Genomic DNA, 26,963 nt, shown 5'->3' on the forward strand with positions numbered 1-26,963 from the left:
GAGAAATCTGGAATTCCTGAATTTGAAGAATGTGCAAAGACATACAGGAACTGGTCTGAAGGAATTTTGAATGCCTTTAAATATAAATATACCAACGGCCCTACGGAAGGCTATAATAACAAAATCAAGGTACTTAAAAGAATATCTTTTGGAGTCCGTAACTTTAAGCGTTTTCGGACAAGAATTATTCATTGCTCTATCTGATGATAACTGGACGACAAAAAATGAAAATGAAGAGGCTTATTTGGCATGCCCAAAAACAGGAATTATAGACACAAACATAAAAATGGTTCTAAATACAGTAATGGAGCAGGATTCAGAGAATCCCACCCCAAAACTTGACAAAGAGCCATTAATATCATGTAAATTTTTATACACTATTTCTTTAATTTCTTTAACTCATCAAAAACCACGTCATTTAGTACTTTTATATAAGTACCCTTCATACCAGATGACCTGGACTCAATAACACCGGCACTTTCGAACTTTCTTAGAGCATTAACAATTACTGATCTTGTAATTCCTACTCTGTCCGCAATCTTACTTGCAACTAAAATTCCTTCATTGCCATCTAATTCTTCAAATATATGTGTAATTGCTTCAAGTTCAGAAAAGGATAAGGTGCTAATGGCAGATTTTACAATCTGAACTTTTCGGCTTTCTTCAGCACTTTCTTCATTTACAGAGCGCATCATCTCAAGTCCCACAACTGTAGTTCCATATTCACTTAAAATAATATCATCAATATCATATTGGCTGTTAATTTTATAAAGGAATAAAGTACCTAATCTTTCTCCAGCAATATCTATCGGTGTAATAATTGCCTGATAATCATTCACATTGTCGAATTCAAATCCCAAGGTTAATAAATTGACGTTTTCTTTCGTTGAAAGAACATTTAACAATCTTTCATTGAGCAAGGTATCAATATAACCGCCAACAGTGTCTTTTATTAATTCTTTGATTTCCATAATATCATCACGATTCTTAATTCCTAACACTTTACCTTTTTTACTGATTACAAGAATATTGGATTCTAAAATTTCTCCTAACACTTCACAGATATCATTAAATACTACTTTTTGTGAATCATTGTTGTGTAAAAGTTTATTTATTTTTCTTGTCTTATCTAGCAACTGTACGCTCATGTAACGTCCTCCTAGTACTCCCCACCTAATAAGAATACTTAATTAATTCTATATCATAGCAGTAAAACAAATAAATCATAGGCTTTAAATTCTGCTACAATTTCAATATTAACATACATTTTCTCGAAAAACAATAGCCATTTCACGTAATTTATACAAATTAGCCAAATTATACATACGATTCAACATAATTTTCACTTATTAACTGCCACGTAGCCACATTTTTCGTCATTACAAACCAATTTTGTCCCTTTTTCCAACATATACCCACCACATTTTGGACATTTTTCTTTGGAAGGTTTCTGCCATGTCATAAATTCGCATTCCGGATTGTTTTCACATCCATAATATTTTCTTCCCTTTTTTGTTTTTCGGATAACTATATCCTTTCCGCAAATTGGGCAAGGTATACCTATTTTCTCCAGATATGGCTTAGTATTTCTACAATCAGGGAAACCTGGACATCCAAGGAATTTACCGTGGGGTCCATATTTAATCACCATGTTCCTTCCACATTCTTCACAGATTACATCTGTTTCCTCATCTTCTATTTTAATTTCTTCCAGTTCTTTTTCTGCTAACTTAACCGCTTCATCCAAATCGGGATAAAAATTACGAATCACTGTTTTCCAATTTACAGTTCCATCTTCCACACTATCTAATAAGGATTCTAAATTTGCAGTAAAATTAACATCTACAATACTGGAGAAAGATTTTTTCATAATGTTGTTTACAATCTCGCCTAGTTCTGTAATATATAGATTTTTATTCTCCTTAACCACATACCGCCTTGCAAGAATAGTTGTAATAGTTGGTGCATAGGTACTTGGCCTGCCTATTCCCAATTCTTCTAAAGTCTTTACTAAGGATGCTTCCGTATAATGTGCCGGTGGCTGTGTAAAATGTTGAGACTTATTTAGTTCTTTTAAAGTAAGTTCTGAATCTTCACTTAAATCTTTTAATAGTGTCTTATTTTGTTCCTGATCCTCATCTGTTGTATAAACAGACATATAACCTTCAAATATTAATTTGGAGGCTGAAGTAGAGAATCGGTATCCATTACCATCAATTTTAACGGTAGTAGTTTCATATTTAGCCGGCTGCATTCTGCTTGCAACAAACCTTTTCCAAATAAGCTGATATAATCGGAATTGATCCCTGGAAAGAGACTCTTTTACCTGAACAGGAGTTAAAGTAACATAAGTTGGACGAATGGCTTCATGTGCATCCTGTATTCGCTTTTTACTTTCCTTCCCTTCTTCCTGACTGGCAATAAACTCTTTGCCATAGGTTTCTCCAATGAATTCTCTGGCAGCTGTATCTGCTTCTTCCGAAATACGAACAGAGTCCGTACGTAAATAGGTAATTAAACCCACCGTACCATGTCCTTTTACGTCAACACCTTCGTATAATTGTTGAGCCAGGCTCATTGTTTTTGAAGTAGAAAAGTTAAGAGTCTTGGCAGCCTCTTGTTGTAAGGTACTGGTTGTAAAAGGCAGAGGTGCCTTCTTTTGTCTCTCACTCTTTTTAATTTCAATAATTTTGTAGACAGCATTCTCTAAATTTTTTAGTATCTGATTCATTTCTTCTTCCGAAGAAATCACTATCTTACTATTACCTTTACCATTAAACTTTGCAATCAAGGGATGCTTGTCACCTTTTACCTGAAAGTTTGCTTCTAAATTCCAATATTCTTCCGGTACAAATGCATTAATTTCTTCTTCTCTGTCACAAATGAGCCGCAAAGTAACGGATTGTACCCGTCCTGCACTTAATCCTCTTTTTACTTTAGCCCATAGCACCGGACTAATACTATATCCTACCATACGGTCAAGAATTCGTCTTGTTTGTTGAGAATCTACTAAATTCATATCTATATCTCTGGCTTGCTTTATGGAATTCTTAACTGCATTCTTTGTAATTTCATTGAAGGCTATTCTGCTGGTGTTATTCTTATCCAGCTTTAATGTCTGAAACAAATGCCAGGAAATAGCTTCTCCTTCACGGTCCGGGTCAGTTGCCAAAAATACTTTATTTGCTTTCTTTACTTCTTTTCGTAATTTAGCAAGCAGTTCTCCTTTACCACGTATTGTTATATATTTTGGTTCATAATCATTATTCACATCTATGCCCAGCTGGCTCTTTGGTAAATCACGAACATGTCCATTGGAAGCCATTACTTCATAATTAGTTCCCAAAAATTTCTTTATGGTTTTCGCCTTTGCCGGTGATTCTACGATAACTAGATTTTTAGCCACTACCATTCACTCCCCTATAATTTTTTGCAGCTTTCATTACATTCTTTATGGAATACAAACATAATAATTCTTTCTAACCTGCTTAATATAATTCTTTAGCTCTAAGCTTAAAAGAATTTCCGATAATTCATATATACAAAAATTAGTTTCTCCAGCTATTTCATTCATATGCTTCGGGTAGAAACTTAAACTATCATATACCATTTTTTCATGGGTTTCAAGCAATTTATCGTTTTTTTTCGTATCCATTTCAAATTTTTCATAATTCAGGAAGAAATCTTCCAGTATATCTTTCGGTTCTGTAACTAATTTTGCACCCATTTTTATTAAATTATTACAGCCTGTACTTAGCCGGTCATTAATACGCCCTGGCAGAGCATATATATTCTTTCCTTGTTCCAAACCAAGATCAACCGTTATCAAAGAACCACTTTTTTCTTTTGCTTCTATTACTAATATTCCGTCAGACATTCCACTTATAATACGGTTTCTCATTGGAAAATTACCGGCATTGGGATTTACACCTATTCCATATTCCGATATAACTCCTCCTTCTTTTTGCATATCCATATAAAGTAAAAAATTTTCAACTGGATAGCATATGTCAATTCCACACCCTAACACTCCATAAGTACTTCCCTCCACCGCCAGTGCTCCCTGGTGTGCATACCCATCAATTCCTCTTGCCAATCCACTAATTACTTGCAGACCGGCTTTTGCTAATTCACTTGCAATATATTTACTTACCTCTCTGCCATACTCAGAACAGTTTCTGGCACCTATAACAGCAATAGAACCTATTTGATTCTTTGGAAGATTTCCTCTCACGTATAGGGCATGGGGCGGATTATAAATATTACGTAATTTATCCGGATATTCACTGTCCTCTTTTGTTACAAAATATATGCCCTTATCCAATACTTTAGCATAGTTTTCTTGAATTTTTGCAGAATCCTTGCTTTTGCGTATCATAAGCCTGTCTGCATCCGTTAATATATTCAAGCACTCTAACCCTTTTTCGCTTTCATGGAAGGCTCTTTCGGGAGTTTCATACAGGTCTAAAATAGCCTGTATTTTCTTTAATCCAATGTTATGAATATTACATAACCAAAACCAATACTCTTTATTCTTCAAAGGTAAATTCCCCTTCCAATATAATTATAATGTACTTTCATAGATTTTATTATCTTTCATACTAATGAAGATTAGTATGACTTACCTTATTCTTCCCAATACTTTTTATCTAAGCTCCTGTAACAGATTGCTTCACTTAAATGCTTTATGCTGATGTCATCTGCATTTTCTAAATCAGCTATTGTTCTTGCCACCTTAAGGATCCTGTGATATGCCCGGGCGCTTAAATTCATCTTAGTAAATGCTTTCTCTATAAGAATCTGCTCCTTTTTTCCTAATTTACAATACTTAGATATGGACTTGGGAGTTAATTGAGAATTGTAGTTAAAATTTTCATTGCAGTATCGGCTCATTTGTACTTCTCTTGCTTTCATAACTCTTGCTCTTATGTCCTTTGAAGTCTCAGTAACTTTTTTCTCTTCCAGATCTTTATAGTTAACTTGTAAGGTTTCAATACAGATATCAATACGGTCCAGCAATGGCCTGCTGATCTTACCCAGATACCTTTTTACTTGATTAGGGGAGCAATTACACTTATTCCGGTTGGGATAATGCCCGCAGGAGCAAGGATTCATTGCAGCCACAAGCATACAGTTAGCAGGGTATCGAAATGTTCCCTGTAATCTTGTTATAGTAATTTCATTTTCCTCCAGCGGCTGTCTCAATATTTCGATGGTATTCCGATTGAATTCTGGAAATTCATCCAAAAACAAAACTCCTAAATGAGCGAGACTGATCTCACCGGGCATAGGCGTTCTACCTCCTCCTGTTAAAGCTGTACTTGTTATGGTATGATGTGGTGACCGAAAGGGTCTTTTAAGAATTAGCGACTGATTATTATCCAATAATCCTGATACACTATAGATTTTAGAAATTTCCAGACTTTCCTCAAAAGAAAGTTCCGGCATTATAGTTGGGATTCGTTTTGCAAGCATTGTTTTGCCTGCTCCTGGCGGGCCAACCATTAAAATATTATGCATTCCGGAAGCCCCTACTTCAATGGCCCTTTTAGCCAGTTCCTGACCTGTTACATCTGAAAAATCAATGTCCTCCTTACCCCTATGATTTGAAAAAAGTTCATCCATATCAAGAAAATAAGGTTCTAAAAGAGAATCATTATTCAAGAATTCTATCACATCCTTAAGACAGCTTACACCATATACATCCATCTCCTGCACTACAGCACCTTCTTTTACATTACCGGCAGGAATAATACATCTGGTAAAGCCTTGTTTTAAGGCAGTATAAACAATAGGCAGAACTCCGTTGACTTTGTTTATGTCACCATTTAAACTTAGTTCTCCTATAAATAAAGTATGAGCAAGATTTTTTTGGGGAATATAGCCAAAAGCGGTTAAAATAGCGATTGCTATTGGAAGATCGAAGGCAGTGCCTTCTTTTCGAATATCAGCGGGAGAAAGATTGACGGTAATTCTTTTAGGCGGCAAATGGTATCCTGAATTCTTAAGGGAAATTCGGACCCGCTCCCTTGCCTCCCTTACTTCAGAACCCAAATAACCTACTAAATCAAACATAGGCAGTCCATCACTTACATCTGCTTCAACAGAAACAATCATACCGTCTATACCATTGACAGATGCACTGTATGCTTTACTAAACATTTATTGCTCCTTTCCTTGTCTCTCTTCAAAGAAGGAAGCATTCATCCAAAGTCAGTATAGCAAAGTACTACTGTATTTACAAGATTTTTTAATTATTAATTCTAGTTTTTTCCTGGGAGAAACTTATTAACTTAAAAAGCCATGAACATACAGAATGTGGATAGCCTGAGCAGCTAATTTGATAAGCAGCTTTATTGAAGCAACTTTTTTATAAGCAGGAGAGGTATAAAACAGATGTTTTCTGTTATATACCTCTCCTGCTTCTATTTTTTTAAAAAATACGATGTATTCCATCAATATGATAATTTATCACATAATTAAGAACTTCTTCTGTAAAAGCCATTCCCATTGCAAAAAAGGATAGTACAATAATTAAGAAAAAGGCTGCTTTGTCATAAATCAGTTTATCTTCTGTCTGTTTTATATTTGCCAGTAAAATCTCAATTCCTAATAGAATAAAAATAATCGGCCAAAATTTAAATATGAACTCATAAGATAAATTCGGTATAAAAGCATGTAAAAAGAATAATATACCAAAAGTAATTAACAGAATTCCAAAAGTTAAAGTTCCTACTCTATGAATTTTCATTATGATTTTCTCCTTTATCCTCTAACATATCCAGTTCTTTTTTCTTTCCCCTGATCAAATATACTCCCAAAGCAATAATTGCAAGACTAATCATACTCTGAGGTCCAATGTAACTTAAGGAATAAATAAAATCTCTTAATCTGCCTGGCAGGAAAGGTAAAAATATACGGTTTAAATTATTCCAGAGGCTGGATGCACCAAGTACAATTAAAAATACTGCAATTAAATTTTTATATTTTCTTGCAAATAATATAGTTTTATCCTTTTCTGTAGAAAAATTAAATATATAGTCATCTTCTATTGTAAAAAATTCATCATCCGGAAGTGACCGAAGATTGTGAACGGTAAAAAAGCTGTAAAACCAGATTATTGGCAGTACAAACATAACAACTCCGATTCCTGACCAGGCTGATAAAGCAATTACTATAAAAAAGGCTGCCATTGTACTAATACCTCTTTTCATAAATCCCATATACATTTCTCCCGCTCCGGGTAATAGGGAGAACATGAATGTAAAAAATCCATTCTTTTTATTTGTCATGATTTCTATCCTCCATTTTTATAATATCGTTGGAAAAATTAAATAAATTATCACTTAATGAATTGGTACCTTCTCTAATCCTATCCGTTATGGAAATCGTTCCCGATGGTTTCTTAATATCTGTATTAATTTTGTTTGGATCATTGGAAAAATCATGTACATTCATAAATAAAAGTAAGATAATAAACGCTCCTATAGTTGCAGCTCCCACCTTTAGGCTATATAGGAAAAGCTGCATTCTCTTTGTCATTTCTACCGCATTCTTAACAATCTGAACATCGGCTTTCTTGGAAGCCGCCAGTATATTCATCTTCATATCCGGTGGAGCTGAAACCATATCTGTTTCCATAAAACTAGCCAGTCTTTCAGAACAGTAATCACATTCGCTAATGTGCATAAGAAACCTTATCCGTTCCTCCCCGTCCAGCCTGTTTTGTTGAAATGCCAAATATCTGTCATCAGAAATATGGTGATTCTCTATCATTTTAATCCGGCCTCCTTTTCATACTTTTTCCGAAGCATTGCTTTTGCCCGGTAAATCTGTGTTTGAACAGTTTTTAAATTCTTCCCTGTTTTATCTGAAATATCAGCTGCGGATATTTCATAATAAAAATAATCCAATGCTACTTCTTTATATGGAGATTGTAATCGATTGCACTGATCTAGCAGCTGATGTTTTATTTCCCTATCAAGAACTTCCTCTTCCAAGGTAGGAGAATTGTCTTTTTGAATAAGAAAATATTCTTCTTCAACTGGAATGCTCCTTCTTTCAGCCCTTTTCAAATAATCCAAGCATTTATTGGTCGCAATACGACAGAGCCAGGCTTTCTCCTTATCTCTGTCAAAAGATGAGAGATTTTTATATGCGGATAAAAAGGTTTCTTGGGCTAAATCCTCGGCTTCAAAGTAATCTTTTACTATTTTAAAACATACAGAAAAGACTAAGTTCTGATATGTATCAATTAGATATTCATAATAAACTTCATTACTGATTTCATCCGCCTCCTTTCTCTCATAATAATAGAACGATTTTGATATAAAATAATCTTCAACTTTTTTTAAAAATTTTTATTTTTATTTATCTTTCATTGAATTTTAAAAATCTATTGCTATTTCAGACCATATGTTCTATCATTAAATAAACTAATGGATTAAATACATAAAATTTACTTAACAGAACAACTTAATCATAACAAATTGTATTCTATTAAAGGAACGCAAATTATAGCAGTATTCAAAGTATATATTACAGTTAATTTTAAAAAAAGCAAATATTTTATTAAAATTTGGAGAAGTTTATGCACGAATCAATAGTAAAAGGAATCTTATCCGCCCATAATGGAATGAATATATATCGGGGTTGTACTCATGGCTGTATCTATTGTGATTCCAGAAGCAAATGTTATCAGATAAATCATGAATTCGAGGACATAGAGGTGAAAGTAAATGCACCGGAATTATTGGAAGAAGCCCTCCGGAGAAAAAGGAAGAAAACCGTGATTGGTACCGGAGCTATGACCGATCCTTATATTCATTTGGAAGAAACACTGGGGAACACAAGAAAATGTTTAGAACTAGTAGAGTCATATGGGTTTGGTCTTGCCATACAGACAAAATCAGCAAGAATCTTAAGAGATTTAGATTTATTAAAAAAAATTAACCAGAAGTCAAAATGTGTAGTACAAATGACCCTAACTACATATGATGAAGAATTATGTAAAATAATTGAGCCAAATGTAAGCACCACAAAAGAAAGATATGAAGTCCTAAAGATTATGCAGGAAAACGGAATACCTACCATTGTCTGGCTAAGCCCCATTCTGCCTTTTTTAAATGATACGGAAGAAAATATAAAGGGAATCTTAAACTATTGTATAAGAGCAAAGGTACATGGAATTATATGTTTTGGAATGGGACTTACTTTAAGGGAAGGAAATCGGGAATACTTCTATAAGAAATTAGACCAGCACTTCCCAGGACTGAAAGAAAAGTATATAAAAAAATATGGAAACTCTTATGAGATCAATAGTCCAAATAACGCGAAATTAATGAATATACTGAAAGAAACTTGTTCCTCTCATCATATTCTCCAGGATGTAAATGCATGCTTCCAATACCTTCACCAATACGAAGAGAAGAATTCATATGAACAGCTTACGTTTCCGGGCCTTGAGGATATTAATTAAGTATAAAAAACTGAAAATGCACCACCATATTCTTTCTTATGTATATTAATTACCGCTAATCATTAAAAAACCTTTATTGGTTAAGCTTTATACCTCTTGGAATTCTATATAATATAGGTAGATTTTATTCCAAAAGATACATTTCTTAACCAATAAAGGTATAATTAGTTTATAATGTTGTTTCATTATCTAATATTTTTTTTAATTCATGCATAAAAGTATTCACATCTTTAAATTCACGATAAACCGATGCAAACCTGACATAGGCAACCGGGTCTAGTTCCTTTAATTTATCCATGACGATTTCACCAATAATAGAACTATGTACTTCTTTTTCTTCCCGATTAAAAATTGCAGTTTCAATTTCATCCACTAATTGATTGATTTGATCTACAGAAATTGGTCTCTTATGACAGGAACGAAACACACCTGCTTCAATTTTTGTACGATCATAAGGCTCACGGTTGTTGTCCTTCTTTATGACTACCAGTGGAATAGCTTCAACTTTCTCATAAGTGGTGAATCTTTTGTTACATTCATCACATTGACGCCTTCTCCTAATTGAATTATTATCATCAGAAGGTCTTGAATCTATAACCCTGGTATTTTCCTTCCCACAAAATGGGCATTTCATAATGTTTCCTCCTTAAGTTTGCAGCAATTAATGTTCTAATTTAGATTATATGTAAAATGTCTTCCAAGGTCAAGGAATATTCCATAAGTTGAATTTTAGTTCTTTCCGGTTAAAAAACTAATTAAACTTATATGCAGATAAAATATATACATATAATAGAATAAGAATCATATATTAGTTTATGAATATAATATTCAATACATTTAGTGAGGGTTTTGTCATGAGAATGTGTGAATTAAAAGAAAAAGAAGTTATAAATTGTAGAGACGGTGAAAGACTGGGCTTCGTTTGTGATATCGAATTCGACATAAATACCGGAATTATAATAAAACTAATCGTTCCCGGCCCCTGTAAAATCTGGGGCATCTTAGGACGTGAACATGAATATTGTATACCTTTTTGCAGCATCAAACAAATAGGACCTGATGTTATTCTGGTAGACATAGATATCAACGAAGTACTGGAGAAAATACTTTTTTGACCTTCAAGGGTATTCCCTTGAAGGTCACATAATCCTTAAGGCATAACTTTCCCGTTCATTGACTTAAATAGTTCTTCATACTTTTTAATGCTGATTTTTCAAGCCTTGAAACTTGTGCCTGAGAAATACTTATTTCTTTTGCAACTTCCATCTGGGTTTTACCTTCATAGAACCTAAGTTCTATGATGCTCTTTTCTCTATCAGACAATTTTGACAAAGCCTCTTTTAGAGAAATTTCTTCTACCCAATTTTCCTCTCTGTTTTTCTTATCGCTGACCTGATCCATAATATATAAGGTATCTCCACCTTCTGAATAAACAGGTTCATATAAAGATACAGGACTTTGAATGGCATCCAATGCAAAAACGATGTCTTCCTTACTAATACCAATTTCATTTGCAATGTCAGTAACGGTAGGTTCTTTATCATTCCTTTTGGTTAATGCCTCTTTAGCATATATGGCTTTATAAGCGGTATCTCGAAGAGAACGACTGACACGTATGCTGTTATTATCTCGTAAGTAACGCCGTATTTCTCCAATAATCATAGGAACTGCATAAGTAGAGAATTTTACATTTTGGGATACATCAAAATTATCAATTGCTTTCATTAATCCAATACAGCCTATTTGAAATAAATCGTCTACATTTTCATTACTATTAGAGAAACGTTGAATAATGCTTAAAACTAGCCGAAGATTACCTTTGATATACAATTCTCTTGCTTCTTTGTCCCCCTTTAATATTCGCTGAAATAATTCTTCCTTTTCAGCATTATTTAGTAATGGTAATTTCGAAGTATTTACCCCACAGATTTCTACCTTATAAAGAGCCATATGAAAACCTCCCAAATCATTAATTACTTAACTTAATGATTCACTTTTTCATGCCTCTTTATACGGCTGATGAGGATGTAATAATTTCCTTTTATGGAAGTCTTTATACTTCGTTTTTTTAAACAGATTTTTTATTCCAATCTTAACATTTCTTTCTTAAGACGTTTAATAATCTTTTTTTCCAGTCTGGATATATAAGATTGTGATATTCCAAGCAGATCAGCAACTTCTTTTTGGGTTCGTTCATTACCGTCTTCTGTATTTAGTCCAAAACGCAATTGAACAATAATTCTTTCCCGTTCACTTAATTTTGCTAACGCTTTTCCCAAAAGTTTTCGGTCTACCTCTTCTTCAATTCCTTTATAAATAACATCCTCTTCTGTTCCCAGAATATCCGACAAAAGAAGTTCATTCCCATCCCAATCCACATTTAAAGGTTCATCAATAGAGACCTCTAATTTGGTTTTATTATTTCTTCTTAAATACATTAAGATTTCATTTTCAATACATCTCGATGCATAAGTTGCTAATTTAATATTTTTATCCGGATTATATGTATTGATTGCCTTTATCAGCCCAATGGTACCTATGGAAATTAAATCTTCCACTCCAACGCCGGTATTATCAAACTTCTTAGCAATATATACCACCAGCCTAAGATTATGTTCAACAAGTATTGATTTCGCTTCTGTGTCATATTCGGTTCCCAATTTAGCAATTTCTTCTGCTTCTCTGATTGCATCTAAAGGTGCCGGAAGCACCTCTGCTCCACCAATATAGTGTATTTCCCCACGTCCATTAAATAGTATACTCCGAAAGTCAGGAATTACGCGGAATTGAATTTTGTTTGGTATGGTTATTTTCAACAGCATTTTTGACTTTTCCTCCCTATACATAAACTCCACTTGATTCGCTTTTTACCTTGAATTCCAGTTGCATTTAGATTCACATAATATCCTTATGCAAAATCAGTTGATATTCGTTCTGTTTCGATAATCTGTCAGCGCAAACAGCTGTTAAAACCTTCTCGTTACAAATCTGTTCATCTTCCTCCCACAGTATTACCTTATCCAGTGTAAAAGCAGGTAAAATCCCATTTTTTCTGCCTACGGAATGATAAGGTATCATCATAATATTCAGTCGTTCCCCGTCGCTGTCTTTCATAAGGTCCTCAGACAATCCCATTCTGCCAATTGAACTGCTGTTCCCTTCTAAATTATCCAACCATGTTTGGAGGAGTTTTACCTGACCTTCTGATAACAGTTTAGAAATCACTGAATATTCTGTTATTATTACTGGTTTCCCATAAATCGGATCATAAAGTCCATTACCGGTATCCAATAAACCAACTGCCCGAACCTTATTCTCCCTATAAAACAATTCTGCCTCATAAAGTCTCGAATTCCCTTTTCGAAAACTGTAATATGTATGAATGAAAACTATAATCGCTATAGTTCCAAATAGTATGGCAATGACAAAATATGTTTTATTCAGATTTCTAAATAATCCACCATTCACTAAATCACGAAAGAATACTCCCAGCTTTGAATAATAGTAAAGTGAATTTAGCACACCTCCCAAAAAGAACGTAGCTATGTACAGAACTGCTATGGTTTTCAATCTCGCCTTCCATCCATTTTGAATATAAGATACATAAACCATTCCTGTACAGATGAGGCAATAAGAAAATAGAAACTGAAGAATTCCGTTTAAATCCGGGATTACTGCAAGAATACACGCACCAATTGCTCCTATAACTCCGCCAAAAATAATCCTGGGTTTCGTACTTTTACACTTTACGATTTTTTTTACAATGAAGAGCAGTAAAATATCCATCGCAAAATTAATGAGAAAAATAACATCAATATATACTTCTAGATACAAGCACACCCCCTCTTCCATAACTTGTATTTTCTTTACCTATTATATATTTTTTTCAGTTTAGTTCCTGTCACATTCTGGTAAGAAAATAGGCTTTTTCATTTACCCATACTTACAAAATGTTCTGAAATTTTATGTATTCTATAAATATTTTAGTTTCTCTTGAGAATATGCTGTCGTAAAATAATAAGCTTAGTCGGAGTTTCGTAGAAATTTACATTTTAATTTAATAAAAATTATTGTAATAGATTGTATAATTAGATATGGACTAGATTAAAGGCATTTGCTATTCTTAATCAAAGCTGTTATAAAACTGTCATCCTGTGAACACTTTAAACTCTAAGATTGAACGTTTTGCAACAGCCTTAATATGATTACGTCACTTTTATAAAAACTTCGGAATTTTAATTCCGTTTGTATCTCAGGTATTAAAGAAAGAATTACTAAAAGCATTTACTGTTTTAAACATAAAAAAAGACTGTTACAAAATTATCATCCCGTAAGCACTTTTAGCTTTAAGGATTCCGTTTTGTAACAGCCTCAATTATAATTAAATATATACCATATTTATATTTTTTTGTTTCATATTTTAGTCTTATATTTCTATTTATTATTACGATTCTTTTGTAAGAACTCCGGAATCTTAATTCCACTTGTATCTCCAGCATTAAAAGAAGGATTACTGCCAGTATTCATTGGACTTGTATAACCTTGATTTAACGGTTTCGGATTATATGTATTACTGGTTGCCGCTGTCTGGGCTTGTGACTTAGCGAAGGAAGAACTGGAGTTCATAGTATTGTTACTGCCAAATCTATAATCCGGTCTTGCAATTCCTTGTTTTAAGAAGCTTGGCCCCTTTTGTTCCACAGCAGAGCCCTTTGCATCCAATCCCGTTGCAATAACGGTAATAGTTGCTTCATCTGGTGTAGTATCATCAAACATAGCACCAAAGATAATGTTTGCAGTTTCTCCAGCCAGTTCCTGTACCATGGTTGCAGCTTCGTTTGCCTCAATTAAGCTGATATCACCGGAAATATTAATAATTACATGAGATGCACCCTGAATGGTTGTCTCTAATAAAGGACTGGTAATAGCCTGATTTACTGCATCAATACATTTATCATCGCCTTTGCCCACACCGATACCAATATGAGCAACACCCTTGTCCTTCATAACTGTCTGTACGTCTGCAAAATCAAGATTAATTAAACCAGGAACATTGATTAAGTCGGTAATACCTTGTACACCTTGTTGTAATACCTCATCTGCTTTACGTAAAGCATCCGGCATTGTGGTTCTTCTATCTACGATTTCTAACAATTTATCATTAGGAATTACAATTAAGGTATCCACATGTTCTTTTAATCTTTCAATACCGCCAACTGCATTGTTCATGCGGGCTTTCGCTTCGAATTTAAATGGTTTAGTTACGATACCTACTGTAAGGATTCCCATTTCCTTAGCAATTTGTGCTACAACAGGAGCAGCACCTGTTCCGGTTCCACCGCCCATACCACAAGTAACAAATACCATATCAGAACCTTTGATCAGATTCGTTAATTCTTCCCGGCTCTCTTCCGCCGCTTGTGCTCCGATTTCAGGTTGTGCACCTGCTCCTAAACCTTTGGTCAATTTCTCACCGATTTGAATACATTGTGGTGCCTTGCAGTTTTTAAGATGCTGCTTGTCCGTATTTACACAGATAAATTCCACACCTACGATGTTTTCTTCAATCATTCTATTAACAGCATTATTCCCTGCACCGCCGACTCCAATTACAAGAATTTTTGCAGATGAATCAGCTTCATTTGTTCTTATTTCAAGCAAGGTACTTCCTCCTTCACTATACTAATCTTTAAAATTATTTATCCAATTTATTAGCCATTTGTTTCCCTCTATGTAAAATTACCGATTAAACAAACAGTTTTCATTATCAACAAAAGAAGCTGCTTATTTTTAAGTCCAATAAGTCTAGTTTATTCTTTTGTAATCCTATAGTATATAATAGCTTTTATTGACAAAATAATCAACCCTAAATTTATATTTTTAGCACCCATTGCAAACACATCTGTTTACAGATGTGCACTGCCACAAAAAATTAAGTTGAAAGAATCACATTAAGGTATTCTTTCCATAATTAATTATCTTTCAGCCTTTATTTCCGAGGCTTGGCAATGATTCTATCCTGTCCTTCGGTATAATTTCTCATATCCAATGTAAGTTTCTTATTAGGGGCCTTGGGTAATAAATTCTTTAGTTCAGCAATTTGTTCATCATATGTATTTCGTTTCCCAAGCAGTACCTGAATTTTTCCACAATATAATGTTACTTCCATATCCGGACTAAATTGAATGGTTTCTATATCCAATTCATATTTTCTTATTAATTGTGTCAAATTTAGAATAACGTTGAAAATTTCATCTTTTTGTGTATCTAGTTTTTCATAAAGTACCATCTTATTGAAACTTAAGCCAGTAATAAATGGAACCTGAGACAGTTTTTCATCCGAACTTTCTACAATAATTCCATCTTTATCAAAATACATATAACCACCCATGTATTCAATACAGCCGGTGACAACTTTTTCGTAAACCTGAATGGTGACTGTGTTTAGATTCATCATTTCTATATCTACCCGTTCAATAAATGGTATACTACTCGTTTCACCGTATTTATATCTTAAATAAAGTAATATGGTATTTTTATCAGTCTTTTTGGTAAGCACTTTCTCCTGTAATTCCTCTGAAGTATAGTGATTACTCCCTTCCACAATAACAGTTTCCAACCTGCTGGTAAATAGAAGAACAAAGGTTGAACCAACAATGAAGAGGCAAAATATCAGTATTTTCATAAGCCTTGACAAAATACCCTTTTTCTTTTCTTTTTGTCTCTTTTCTCTCATGTTCCCTCTTTTCTGCATAAAAATAGGCTATGCAAATAAACACTATTTAATCTTCAGAAATATACGAAATTTCGGCACCTAAATTGCCTAAATCCCTGCAAATATCCTCATATCCTCTTTGAATATGAATGGGGTTATGAACATTGGTTTTTCCCTCTGCCATAAGCCCTGCTATTATTAATGCAGCACCGCCCCTTAATTCACTGGCATACACATCTGCACCCTGCAATTGAGAACACCCCCGGATGGTTGCTTCCCTTCCGTTAATCTGGATATCCGCTCCGAATTTTATTTGTTCTTTCACATTTTGGAATCTGCCTTCAAATATGTCTTCCACTATTTTGCTTGTTCCGGTTGACTTCATTAGAACTGACATCATTTGTGACTGCATATCCGTTGGAAATCCTGGAAATGGCATGGTTCTGATAATCGGTATAGGCTTTGGCCTGCCATGGGAAGAAATCTGAATGTAATCTTCTCCACATATGATGTGACTGCCAATTTCACGGAGAACCAGAATAACCCCTTCCAGACAACTGGAATTAATGCCTCTTAAAATTACTTCCCCTCCTACCCCTGCAACAGCAGCCAAATAAGTACCTGCCACGATTCTGTCTGACGCTGTAGTGTATTCCACATCATGTAGATTTTCTACTCCATGTATTTCAACTTTATCGGAACCAGCTCCTACAATATCAGCACCTGCGGCGTTCAAAAAATTACATAATTCAATAATTTCCGGTTCTTTTGCAGCATTATATATTACAGTTTTTCCTTTCGCTAAAATAGCAGCCAGAATTACATTTTCTGTTGCACCTACGCTTGGAAATTCCAAAAATATATCTGTGCCAATAACACCCTCTGTATTACAATAAATCAGCCCGTCCTCTTCTTTCAGGGAGATATTCATTTTTGCAAATGCATGTAAATGAAAGTCTATAGGTCTTGCACCTATGGAACAACCCCCGGGATAGGTTACTATTGCAGATTTTCTTCGTCCAAGTAAGGCTCCCATAAGTATAATAGAAGATCGCATTTTCTTTACTAAATCTTCCGGGACGGTTGAAGTATTAAGGGTTGTTGTATCAACAATAAGGGTAGATCCTTCCCATTCCACTAAACAGCCTATGGTCTCTAAAATATTTATCATATGATAAACATCCAATATTTTAGGACAATGATTTAACTTTGTAATACCATTTACCAGAACTGTTGCTGCTAATATCGGCAAAACTGCATTTTTAGAACCCTGTATGTTAACTTCTCCATTCAGCTCATTTCCACCAACAATTTGAATAATTGCCATGGTTCACCTCAAACCAATAAGAAATATAGTATTACTATATGAAAGTTCCTTATAATTTGTGCTTGTAGCCGAATTGGTAAAAGTAAATACCTAATTAAGGATTTCATTATCTTTCAAACTTTATTTGATTGGAAACACTTAAAACAATTCCCATTTCTATAAGTAAAACTACCAAGGAACTGCCTCCATAACTGATAAACGGTAATGGAATACCGGTAGAAGGAATTGTATTGGTAACAACTGCAATATTTAAAAGTACCTGCATTGCAATATGTGTTAAAGTACCTGTAGCAATTAATCCTCCGTAAAGGTCCGGTGCGTTGATAGCGATTACAAACAATCGCCAGACAACCAATACAAAAATCAGGATAATGGCAACTGCTCCAAATAATCCAAGTTCTTCACAAATAACCGCAAAGATCATATCATTATGAGACTCCGGTATAAAGCCCAGCTTTTGCATGCTTTCTCCAAGTCCCCTGCCAAAAATTCCTCCGGAAGCAATTGCATACAGTCCTTGTAATATTTGATAGCCCTTCTCATGGGTTTCTACGTTTTTCCACACATCAATACGAGTGCTTCGATAACTCACCCCAAAAACGGCTATGGCTCCCAGTCCAATAGCTATGATTCCTGACACAATAAAATACAACTTTTTTCTACTGGCAACAAAACAAATAGCTATCATAATGCATCCCATAACCAAAGCAGTACTAAAGTTAGGAATTAAAACCAATACAATTAACGGAGCTACGAATACCACGACTCTTACAAAACCTCCGAATTTATCCAGTTTTCTGGGCGCTAAATTAACTATGTAGGCGGTAAATAATATAATTGCAATTTTAGACAACTCAGAAGGTTGAAAACTTCCCAAAGGTCCTAAATCAATCCATCGTTTTGCACCATTGATTTCTTTACCGAATATTAATACATATGTTTGTAGTAAAATACAAAAAATGAATAGCAAAGTAACGGGCTTCATTTTTAAAATAGGCAATTTTTTAATGTAAAAATGATAATCTATTTTAGAAACTATGAGCATTATAATTATACCCAGCGCCCCGAATATTGCTTGCTTCTCCAAATAAAAGGTGGGTTTCCCATAATTTCTGCTGGCATTATAGAAGCTGGTACTATAAATCATTACCAGTCCAATACACACTAAAAAAATAGTCAAGAACAGCAGACTGTAGTCATAATAGCTATGAAATTTTTTAACTTTCCCCTGTTCCCGTTCTGCCCTGGTCATAAAAACCTCGATTCCGGCGCTTTAGCGCCATTCTTTGTATCATTCAATTCTTTAGATTCTTTACATATTCTTTAAAGAGGCTCCCACGCTCTTCATAATTTTTAAACATTCCCCAACTTGCACAGGCAGGGGATAATAATACAGAATCTCCCTGATTTGCCTTCCCTGCACAAATCTCTACTGCTTCTAATAAACTTTCCGCCATAATAATATTGTTAAACCCATGGCGTCTTGCAGTTGCTGCAATTTTATCCCTGGTCTGACCAAGGAGAACCAAGTAGCGTATCTTATTCCCAAAGGCCTCCACCCAATCATCAAAATCCGATCCCTTATCGTATCCCCCTGCGATTAATAAGGTAGGTGTCTGCATGGACTCAATCGCTTTCATAGAAGCATCCGGATTGGTTCCTTTGGAATCGTTATAATACGTCACACCATTCTTTGTAGTTACAAATTCGATTCTATGCTCCACAGCAACAAAATTAATAATTGCTTTACGAATACAGTCAATAGGTACTTCTAAAGAAATTCCTATTGCTGCTGCAGCCATAACGTTTTCATAACTATGTCTTCCAAATATGTTTAATTCATGTATATTGCAAATATAGGTTCTATTCTTATCCACACTATAGTAGATATTATCTTCTTCCAGATAAATTCCGTTATCCAAACTATGTAGGCTGCTGAAAAAGAATACCTTTGTCTTAAGTTTTTTTCCGATTTCTCTTAAAGTATTATCTTCATAATTTAATACACATACATCATTTTGATCTTGATTTGCACTAATATTTACTTTAGCTTCAATATATTTCTCCATGGTATGGTGACGATTTAGGTGATCCGGTGTAATATTTAATATAGCACTTACATCCGGCTTAAACTTATGAATGGTTTCTAATTGAAAACTGCTCATTTCCGCAACCGTAATGGAATCCTCTGTTGTGTTAAGAACCATTTCCGTATATGGCACACCAATGTTTCCAACAACGAATACACTATTATAATAGGTTCTCATGATTTCTCCTACCAATGTAGTAGTTGTGGTTTTTCCGTTGGTTCCGGTAATTGCTGCAATTTTACCCTTGGAAAAATAATAAGCCAGCTCAATTTCTCCCCAGATTGGGATTTGATTGTTTCTCATCTTATTTACGATTTCAAGGTCAGTTGGTACACCGGGACTTAATATTGCTAAATCCAGTTGCTTTAATAAATTCTCCGGTATTTCTCCTAATAATATATTTCCTTTAAAACCGATTGGTAATTTTGCTGCTATGTCCTCTTTGTTTAGATTGGCATTTCCATCATATAATGTAATATCTGCTTCTGTCTGCTGTAATAACTTAACTGCAGCCATGCCACTGATACCTGTTCCGAAAACCAGCACTTTTTTATGCTTTATGTCCATATTACTTCCTTCTTTCCTATATGCAAAGTTCTTTACTTTATATTCCGGTATTTTGTATGCCGTTTTCTTATAAATTCTTTAAAATTATTTGTATAATAAATATTTTTTATAAACCAATTAATGCGATTAAGCAAAGCACCGCAGTAATTACAGAGAATACAGCAACTACTCTGGTTTCCGGCCATCCGCATAATTCAAAATGATGGTGTATCGGTGCCATTTTGAAGATTCTTTTTCCGCCGGATATCTTAAAATATCCAACCTGCAGCATAACAGATATAACTTCTACCAGATAAATAATACCTACTATAAGAATGAACAATGGCATACGCAGCATATATGCAGAAGCTGCAACAAAGCCTCCAAGTGCCAAAGAACCTGTATCTCCCATAAATACCCTTGCCGGATAAATATTGAATACCAAAAATCCTAGCAAACTTCCAGCCACTGCACAGGTAATTGGTGATATACCGCTTTGTGTTCCAATGGCAACTACTGAGAAAAAAGTAGCAATTAATAGAGTAACACTGGTTGCTAATCCATCCAGTCCATCCGTAAAATTGGCTCCGTTTACTGTACCCAGCATAACAATAAACAACAATGGTACAAATAAAAATGAAGTTTCCAAATACTTGCCTTCTGCAAGACCACCGGTAAAAGGTATCAACATTTTTGTACCTACATCTGTATAATTAACCAGATAGTAGCCGAATATGGAAGTAACCAAAATCTGACCCACCAACTTTTGCCAAGCCCTTAGTCCCATGGATCTTTTCATAACTATTTTTATATAATCATCTAGAAAGCCAATGACGCCAAAACCTACAGTTGCAAATAACACCGGAATCATATCCGAATATTTTCCAATGTAAAACAGTGAAGTAAGGATTATACTTAGTAAAATTATGATACCTCCCATAGTAGGAGTTCCTGACTTCTTAAGATGAGATTCCGGTCCGTCATCCCGTACATACTGACCAAATTTTAACCTTTTTAAAAAAGGTATCATGACAGGGCAAAGTATGACACTAATTACAAATGATATGAGAACCGGTATTAATATTTTAAAATCCATGTTTATTTCCTCCCAAGTGAATTCACTTATAATTCTTTCGTAAAATCAACTTATTTATTATATTCTATTTAAGGTATAGAATCAAGTCGCTATTTCTTTCTATCTTCTCACCAGGTAGTGGAAATTGTTCTGAAACAATATCACCTTCACCAGTATAATAAACTTCTCCTAAATCCACTTCTTTCAGTATTTCTTTCACTTCTTTTACCGTCTTTCCAATAAAGTCCGGCATCTGAACAGTTCCAATACTGTATTCTTTTATCTCCGCTTCTGTATAGCTTTCCTCAATACCTAAATAAGGTAATATGTTATCAAATACTTCGGACACCACCGGTGCTGCAATAGTACCTCCATAATAAATTCCTACCGGTTCATCGATTAAAACCACTGCCATTACCTGAGGATCATTGGCAGGTGCAAAACCAATAAAAGAAGATATGTACTTGTTACTGCTTCTTGGCAGTTTTTCAGAAGTGGCAGTTTTTCCTCCAATGCGAAAACCTGGTAAATAAGCCCTCTTTCCTGTTCCTTCTGAAACTACCAGTTCTAATAGATTTTTCATAGTTTCCGAAGTTTCTTTGGAAACTGCACCTGCCTGAACTGGATACTCAAAGTTTTTCACAGTAGAACCATCCGGACTTTTTGCAGTGATTCCAAAATGGGGAGTTACTAAATTTCCTCCATTCACCACCGCACTTGAAGCCACCAATAGCTGTAAAGGAGTAATTTGAAAGGACTGGCCAAAGGATATGGTTGCTAATTCTACTGCTCCTACTTTTTCCGGCTTATGCATGATGGATTTTGCCTCTCCAGGAAGATCTATGCCAGTTTTTTGAAACAGTCCAAGTTTCTTAAAATATTTATACATATTAGTAAGTCCAACCCTGGCACCAAGTTCCATAAATACCGGATTGCAGGAATTCTTAATGCCTTCTATAAAAGTTTCACTGCCATGTCCGCCTGCTTTATGGCAGCGTATTCTTCTGTCTTCCACAATCTTATATCCCGGACAATGAAAATGATCATTCAAAGAAACTACTTTTTCTTCCAGCGCCGCGGTAGCGGTTATGATCTTAAAGGAAGAACCCGGTTCATAAGTATCACTAATGGAAGCATTTCTCCACATATTGTTTAGTAAATCATTCTTTTTCTCGCTGGTTAAAGTAGTCATATCTATGCCTTCCAGCATATTATCAGTTAAAGTATATGGACTATTTAAATTAAATTCAGGAACATTAACCATAGCGTATATTTCGCCTGTTTTAGGGCTCATAACTATCAATTTCACATTATTTGCCTGCTTGGCCTCCAACACTTTTAAGGCAGCTTGTTCCGCGTATTTTTGAATATTTACATCCAGACTAATATACAAATCATTTCCGGCTTTGGGCTCAATTCGGTCTTCTGCGGCATTTTCTATTTCAACTCCATATGCTGTTGTAAGAGTCAATATAGTACCGTCTATACCTTTTAAATATTTTTCATATGCAACCTCTAAACCAATGATTCCCTGATTATCACTGCCGGTAAAACCGATTACCTTGGATGCCAAAGTTTCAAAAGGATAGTATCTTTTATAATCCTCATCCACCATAACCCCATCCAAATCGTAATCACGAATTGCATCTGCTATCTCTTTATCAACATTAGACTTAATTCTTTCAATGGATGATACTTTTTCCACTCTTTTTCTAACCTTCGCTTCATCCAAATCCAATAAATCAGATAAGACCTGAATTACTTTTTCCGGTTCTTTTATCTGACTATGAATTACAGATATGGTAGATACCGGCTTATTAGTAGCGATTGCAATTCCATTTCGATCGTATATTATGCCTCTTGCAGCTTTAATGGCACGCTCTCTTTCGTGTAAGTCTTCCGCTCTTTCTGCATACTCTGCTGATTTTACAATCATCAGATATCCAAGTCTGACGGTTAGGCCTGTAGCTGCTATAAGAACAAATATTATAATAATAAGCACGTTACGACGATTGAAAGTTTTATTTCTTGCCATAAGCTTCCTCATATATCTTATTGCTTTATTTTATTACATCATTCATGAGGATATGATTAATCTTTTGTCAAATACATTAAATAGATTTACTCTTCGGTTTCCTCTCCTAAACCAGATAGCACATCCGGATAGGATTCGTCTGATGTTTCAGGCCCCTCTTCTGTACCGGTACCGGCTTCGCCAGAATTCGTTTCTGATTCTTGCCCGCTTTCTGTATTATTGCCTTCATTAGATTGATTAGTCAATGAATCGTTATTTTCTTCGCTATTTTCTTCTTCATTAGAATTATTCCCTGAACTTGCCCCATTAGCAGTACTTTCCGAATCTCTATTGGAATTACTTCCGGTACCACCTTCTGTATCCGTAAAAACATCATCATGGGAGGGGTAAATTTCCAAAAACGGAAGAACTTCAGCTAATATTTGACTGGTCAGCTTTGTTGCAAGAGAACTATCTGCCTGTTTAATTACATTTTGTGCTTCGTCTATAACAACATAGATTACAATTTCCGGATTATCTGCCGGAACATTTCCAATGAAAGACACAATATAAGTTTTATCCGCCCTCGGTAACTTTTCAGCCGTACCGGTTTTTCCCCCTACGGTATAGCCGGGTACTTGTGCATGCTTTGCAGTTCCGGCCTCTACAGTCTGAAACATGGCTTCTTTTATAAAATTCGATGTTTCCTTTGACACTGTTTTCCGTATTAAATTTTTATCGAAGGTTTTGACCGTTGCACCCTGATCATTAATTATTTCTTTAGCCACATGGGGCTGATAAAAATATCCGCCATTGATTAAAGAAGAATAAGCAGCTGCAACCTGTACCATAGTGGAAGTAAAATTCTGTCCAAAACTATTGGTTGCCAGGGCAGAATCAACTCGGTCCTTTTTAGGCATTAAGATACCATTTGCTTCACCAGGAAGATCAATTCCTACTTTTTCTCCAAACCCAAAAAAGGTTTGATAATTATAAAATAGTTTTTTTCCCTCTTTTGCTGCTATTTGCATCAATGCATCATTACAGGATTTCATAAGTGCTTCTTGTAATGTAATTGTACCATGCCCAGCACGATTGCTGCATTTGATGGTGTAACCCCCTACCTTTTCATATCCATCGCAAAAGAAAGTATCGTCAGCAGATATCAGCCCTTCTTCCAATGCGGCAGCTACTGTTATCGGCTTAAAAGTGGAACCGGGTTCCCAAGCGTCATTTATGGTAAAGTTTCTCCATATCTTATTTAATGCTTCCAGCTTATCATCTTCTGTCATCCCTTCAATTTCTTTTTTGGTATAAAAGGAGGACAAATCTGTGGGGTTATTCAAATCATAGGCTTTATTTGATACCATTGCATAAATCTCACCATTATTGGGATTCATAATAAGAACACCTATGTTCTTACTGCCATATTCTTCATTAAATGCATCTACATGTTTCTGTACAATGCCCTGTACACTGGCATCAATTGTAGTAATTATGGTATTCCCGTTTACCGCAGGTTTTATATGGCGTTCCAGATTCAGCTCCGAATCAATGTAGCCATATTCTCTGCCGTTTGTCCCATTTAATTCTTCATTATAATATTGCTCAATACCCCAGGTCCCTACATTTCCGCTGGCTGTAAATCCAATGACATGGCTTGCCAATGAGTCGTAAGGATAGCTTCTTATGTAATCTTCTTCAAACCAAACGCCCTTAATATGGCTGTCCTTTTCTTCTATTTTATTTTTCATTGCAGTCATTTGGTCATAAGTCAGATTCTTAAGCAGCTTTACATACTGGCTTTCCGGTTTTGTTTTTACAATTTCCATCAATTCTTTCCGGGATAAACTGTCATAGGTATCTACCAGTGCTGTAATGGTCGGCTCCAGATTATCTTCTTTTTCTTTCAGCATGTATTTCACGTCTAAAATCAAGTGATATACTTTTTGGCTGGCAGCTAACACCGTTCCCTTACGGTCCAAAATACTTCCCCTTCTATAAGGAATGGTACTGCTTGTATAGGTTTGCTGAGATAAAACTCGTTTAGCATACTTTTCTCCATCTTTTCGATTTAAGTACACCAGTCTACCAATCAACGCAATTAGAGCAATGATTATAACGCAAAAAACAAGCAATAATTTTGCTTGCATTTTGGGTGTAAAAGACTTTCTTTTCTTTTCTTTTGCTCTTCTATTCAATTTCTGCACCTCAATTCAATATTTTATCAATTAAAGTAGGTTTTTCCACTTCTGGAATTTCCCCATGTTGTCTTACATAATCACTTAAATTACTTTCATATGCAATAACTTGATTATCGCGGGGATATACCATTCCTAATTCCTCGGTTGCTACTTCATAAATATAATTTAAATCCAGAGATGTTTCAATTTCTGATAATGCAGAGGCATTTTCATTTTTTATTTTAATTAAATTGCTTTCCAGTTTAACAATATCCTTATTCATTTGTGAAATATTGGATTGTACACTTAGATACTCCAAACATATATATACTGTTACAACAATTGCAAAGGTAAGAATAAGCATTGATACAATATCCATACCTGTATTTAATTCTTGTCTTTTTCGACTTTTTCTTCTGGTTTCTTGTCTTCGGACCGGTCTTTGTGCTTCCTGATAATCCGGTACCACCTGCAACTTTCTTGCTGCATTTCCTTCTATACTGTATATATTATGATTGTAATTACGTCTCTTTCTTTCCTCCATGGAATATCCTCCCCGCTTCTATCTCTTTGTCACTTGAGATTATTCTCTACTTTTTTCTCAAATACTCTTAGTTTAGAACTTTTTGATCTTTTATTGTTCAAAACTTCTTCTTCCGAAGGTGCAATAGGCTTTCTGGTAATTACAGTACCTTGAGACCTATTACCGCATACACATACCGGAAAGTTTGGTGGGCATGTACAAGGATCTTCGTTTTTTCTAAAACTGCTTTTCACTATTCTGTCTTCTAAGGAATGGAAGGTAATGATACAAAGCCTTCCTTTATCATTTAACATTTCAATCATATCATCTAATGATTTACTTAATACTTCTAATTCTTTATTCAATTCAATACGAATAGCCTGAAAAGTTTTCTTTGCGGGATGACCTGTATTCATTCGTATTTTCATTGGTATTGCCGCTTTAATTGCTTCCGTTAATTCATCTGTAGTTTCAATTGGTCTTTCCCCTCGGACCCTTACAATATGTTTCGCAATATTCTTTGCAAATTTGTCCTCACCGTAATCGCGGATAATACGGTATAAATCATGCTCGCTGTAATTATTTACAATATCTTTTGCAGTTATTTCATTTCTGGTATCCATCCGCATGTCTAACGGGGCATTTTCTTTATAAGAAAAACCTCTCTCCGGTGTATCCAGCTGATAAGAAGAAACTCCCAAATCTAATAGAATCCCATCTACTTTTTGAATTCCTAAATCAAGAAGAACGGTTTTCATGTTACTGTAGTTGCTTCGAACAATGGTAACCTTATCTCCAAATTCCTTTAATCTGTTGCTACCGGCTAAGATTGCAGCTTCATCCTGATCAATTCCTATTAATCGTCCTTTATCACCTAAACCTTTGCATATTTCATAAGAATGACCTGCTCCGCCTAAGGTTCCGTCAACATATATGCCATTAGGTTTTATATTTAACATTTCAATAGTTTCATCTAATAGTACTGATTTGTGTTTAAAATTAATATTTTCCG

General features: G+C 34.9%; 25 protein-coding genes. 3 read left to right on the plus strand and 22 right to left on the minus strand.

The window, feature by feature from the left end:
* The coding region (locus BM183_RS08850; protein ID WP_139221502.1) for a transposase at positions 1 to 204 on the plus strand (204 nt) is incomplete at its 5' end.
* A gap of 173 nt (positions 205 to 377) precedes the next feature.
* On the opposite strand, the gene codY is transcribed toward BM183_RS08850, so the two are convergent.
* The 8 genes from codY to BM183_RS08890 all read right to left on the minus strand — a co-directional run bounded on the left by codY (position 378) and on the right by BM183_RS08890 (position 8,330).
* On the minus strand, positions 378 to 1,148 hold the full coding sequence (gene codY / locus BM183_RS08855) for a GTP-sensing pleiotropic transcriptional regulator CodY (RefSeq protein WP_091686223.1): 771 nt from the start codon (positions 1,146 to 1,148) through the stop codon (positions 378 to 380).
* A 194-nt stretch (positions 1,149 to 1,342) separates the two neighbouring features.
* A complete protein-coding gene (gene topA, locus BM183_RS08860; protein WP_091686372.1) occupies positions 1,343 to 3,406 on the minus strand; it encodes a type I DNA topoisomerase in 2,064 nt (687 codons plus the stop codon).
* A gap of 45 nt (positions 3,407 to 3,451) precedes the next feature.
* The gene (dprA, locus tag BM183_RS08865; RefSeq protein WP_091686225.1) at positions 3,452 to 4,540 is read right to left on the minus strand and encodes a DNA-processing protein DprA; all 1,089 of its coding nucleotides are present in this window, start codon (positions 4,538 to 4,540) and stop codon (positions 3,452 to 3,454) included.
* An 86-nt stretch (positions 4,541 to 4,626) separates the two neighbouring features.
* A complete protein-coding gene (locus BM183_RS08870) occupies positions 4,627 to 6,162 on the minus strand; it encodes a YifB family Mg chelatase-like AAA ATPase (protein WP_091686227.1) in 1,536 nt (511 codons plus the stop codon).
* 271 nt (positions 6,163 to 6,433) lie between these two features.
* Positions 6,434 to 6,751, minus strand: a complete 318-nt coding sequence (locus tag BM183_RS08875; RefSeq protein WP_242960945.1) for a LiaI-LiaF-like domain-containing protein — start codon at positions 6,749 to 6,751, stop codon at positions 6,434 to 6,436.
* Positions 6,738 to 7,292 (minus strand): hypothetical protein, encoded by a 555-nt coding sequence (locus tag BM183_RS08880; RefSeq protein ID WP_091686231.1) that lies wholly within the window; start codon positions 7,290 to 7,292, stop codon positions 6,738 to 6,740. The genes BM183_RS08875 and BM183_RS08880 overlap by 14 nt, the downstream gene beginning before the upstream one ends.
* Complete coding sequence (locus tag BM183_RS08885; RefSeq protein ID WP_091686233.1) at positions 7,282 to 7,776, minus strand: anti-sigma factor; 495 nt, start codon at positions 7,774 to 7,776, stop codon at positions 7,282 to 7,284. Before BM183_RS08885 ends, BM183_RS08880 begins: the two co-directional genes overlap by 11 nt.
* Positions 7,773 to 8,330: an RNA polymerase sigma factor gene (locus BM183_RS08890; RefSeq protein ID WP_316284387.1), complete on the minus strand. Its 558-nt coding sequence runs from the start codon at positions 8,328 to 8,330 to the stop codon at positions 7,773 to 7,775. The genes BM183_RS08885 and BM183_RS08890 overlap by 4 nt, the downstream gene beginning before the upstream one ends.
* Before the next feature lie 260 nt (positions 8,331 to 8,590).
* Between BM183_RS08890 and BM183_RS08895 the strand changes: the two genes are divergently transcribed.
* Positions 8,591 to 9,478 (plus strand): SPL family radical SAM protein, encoded by an 888-nt coding sequence (locus BM183_RS08895; protein ID WP_091686237.1) that lies wholly within the window; start codon positions 8,591 to 8,593, stop codon positions 9,476 to 9,478.
* Positions 9,479 to 9,647: 169 nt separating this feature from the next.
* Here BM183_RS08895 and nrdR read toward each other — a convergent pair whose 3' ends face one another.
* Positions 9,648 to 10,112: a transcriptional regulator NrdR gene (gene nrdR, locus BM183_RS08900; protein ID WP_091686238.1), complete on the minus strand. Its 465-nt coding sequence runs from the start codon at positions 10,110 to 10,112 to the stop codon at positions 9,648 to 9,650.
* A gap of 220 nt (positions 10,113 to 10,332) precedes the next feature.
* Between nrdR and BM183_RS08905 the strand changes: the two genes are divergently transcribed.
* Positions 10,333 to 10,593 carry a PRC-barrel domain-containing protein gene (locus tag BM183_RS08905; protein WP_091686240.1) on the plus strand — a complete coding sequence of 87 codons (261 nt, stop codon included), beginning with the start codon at positions 10,333 to 10,335 and terminating at the stop codon, positions 10,591 to 10,593.
* Between the two features lie 55 nt (positions 10,594 to 10,648).
* Here the strand turns inward: BM183_RS08905 and sigG are convergent, their stop codons facing one another.
* The 13 genes from sigG to rsmH form a co-directional block, all read right to left on the minus strand.
* Positions 10,649 to 11,428 carry an RNA polymerase sporulation sigma factor SigG gene (gene sigG / locus BM183_RS08910; RefSeq protein ID WP_091686241.1) on the minus strand — a complete coding sequence of 260 codons (780 nt, stop codon included), beginning with the start codon at positions 11,426 to 11,428 and terminating at the stop codon, positions 10,649 to 10,651.
* A gap of 131 nt (positions 11,429 to 11,559) precedes the next feature.
* Positions 11,560 to 12,300, minus strand: coding sequence for an RNA polymerase sporulation sigma factor SigE (sigE, locus tag BM183_RS08915; protein ID WP_091686242.1), 741 nt, complete (start codon positions 12,298 to 12,300; stop codon positions 11,560 to 11,562).
* A gap of 73 nt (positions 12,301 to 12,373) precedes the next feature.
* Complete coding sequence (locus BM183_RS08920; protein ID WP_170847939.1) at positions 12,374 to 13,312, minus strand: sigma-E processing peptidase SpoIIGA; 939 nt, start codon at positions 13,310 to 13,312, stop codon at positions 12,374 to 12,376.
* Positions 13,313 to 13,912: 600 nt separating this feature from the next.
* Positions 13,913 to 15,139, minus strand: a complete 1,227-nt coding sequence (gene ftsZ / locus BM183_RS08925; protein WP_091686245.1) for a cell division protein FtsZ — start codon at positions 15,137 to 15,139, stop codon at positions 13,913 to 13,915.
* Between the two features lie 328 nt (positions 15,140 to 15,467).
* Positions 15,468 to 16,214 (minus strand): cell division protein FtsQ/DivIB, encoded by a 747-nt coding sequence (locus BM183_RS08930; RefSeq protein WP_170847940.1) that lies wholly within the window; start codon positions 16,212 to 16,214, stop codon positions 15,468 to 15,470.
* A 46-nt stretch (positions 16,215 to 16,260) separates the two neighbouring features.
* Positions 16,261 to 17,520 (minus strand): UDP-N-acetylglucosamine 1-carboxyvinyltransferase, encoded by a 1,260-nt coding sequence (gene murA / locus BM183_RS08935; protein ID WP_091686248.1) that lies wholly within the window; start codon positions 17,518 to 17,520, stop codon positions 16,261 to 16,263.
* Positions 17,521 to 17,626: 106 nt separating this feature from the next.
* On the minus strand, positions 17,627 to 18,772 hold the full coding sequence (locus BM183_RS08940; protein WP_091686250.1) for an FtsW/RodA/SpoVE family cell cycle protein: 1,146 nt from the start codon (positions 18,770 to 18,772) through the stop codon (positions 17,627 to 17,629).
* A gap of 43 nt (positions 18,773 to 18,815) precedes the next feature.
* Positions 18,816 to 20,177, minus strand: a complete 1,362-nt coding sequence (murD, locus tag BM183_RS08945; RefSeq protein WP_091686251.1) for a UDP-N-acetylmuramoyl-L-alanine--D-glutamate ligase — start codon at positions 20,175 to 20,177, stop codon at positions 18,816 to 18,818.
* Positions 20,178 to 20,283: 106 nt separating this feature from the next.
* Positions 20,284 to 21,252: a phospho-N-acetylmuramoyl-pentapeptide-transferase gene (mraY, locus tag BM183_RS08950; protein WP_091686253.1), complete on the minus strand. Its 969-nt coding sequence runs from the start codon at positions 21,250 to 21,252 to the stop codon at positions 20,284 to 20,286.
* Positions 21,253 to 21,316: 64 nt separating this feature from the next.
* Complete coding sequence (locus BM183_RS08955) at positions 21,317 to 23,266, minus strand: penicillin-binding transpeptidase domain-containing protein (protein WP_091686255.1); 1,950 nt, start codon at positions 23,264 to 23,266, stop codon at positions 21,317 to 21,319.
* A gap of 86 nt (positions 23,267 to 23,352) precedes the next feature.
* On the minus strand, positions 23,353 to 25,446 hold the full coding sequence (locus tag BM183_RS08960) for a peptidoglycan D,D-transpeptidase FtsI family protein (RefSeq protein WP_242960947.1): 2,094 nt from the start codon (positions 25,444 to 25,446) through the stop codon (positions 23,353 to 23,355).
* A gap of 10 nt (positions 25,447 to 25,456) precedes the next feature.
* Positions 25,457 to 25,972 (minus strand): septum formation initiator family protein, encoded by a 516-nt coding sequence (locus BM183_RS08965; protein WP_091686257.1) that lies wholly within the window; start codon positions 25,970 to 25,972, stop codon positions 25,457 to 25,459.
* Positions 25,973 to 26,001: 29 nt separating this feature from the next.
* Entirely contained in the window at positions 26,002 to 26,955 is a 954-nt protein-coding gene (gene rsmH, locus BM183_RS08970) for a 16S rRNA (cytosine(1402)-N(4))-methyltransferase RsmH (RefSeq protein WP_091686377.1), read from the minus strand.
* Between the last annotated feature and the right edge of the window lie 8 nt (positions 26,956 to 26,963).

Origin of the sequence: Anaerocolumna aminovalerica (assembly GCF_900115365.1) — a bacterium.
Lineage (GTDB): Bacteria > Bacillota > Clostridia > Lachnospirales > Lachnospiraceae > Anaerocolumna > Anaerocolumna aminovalerica.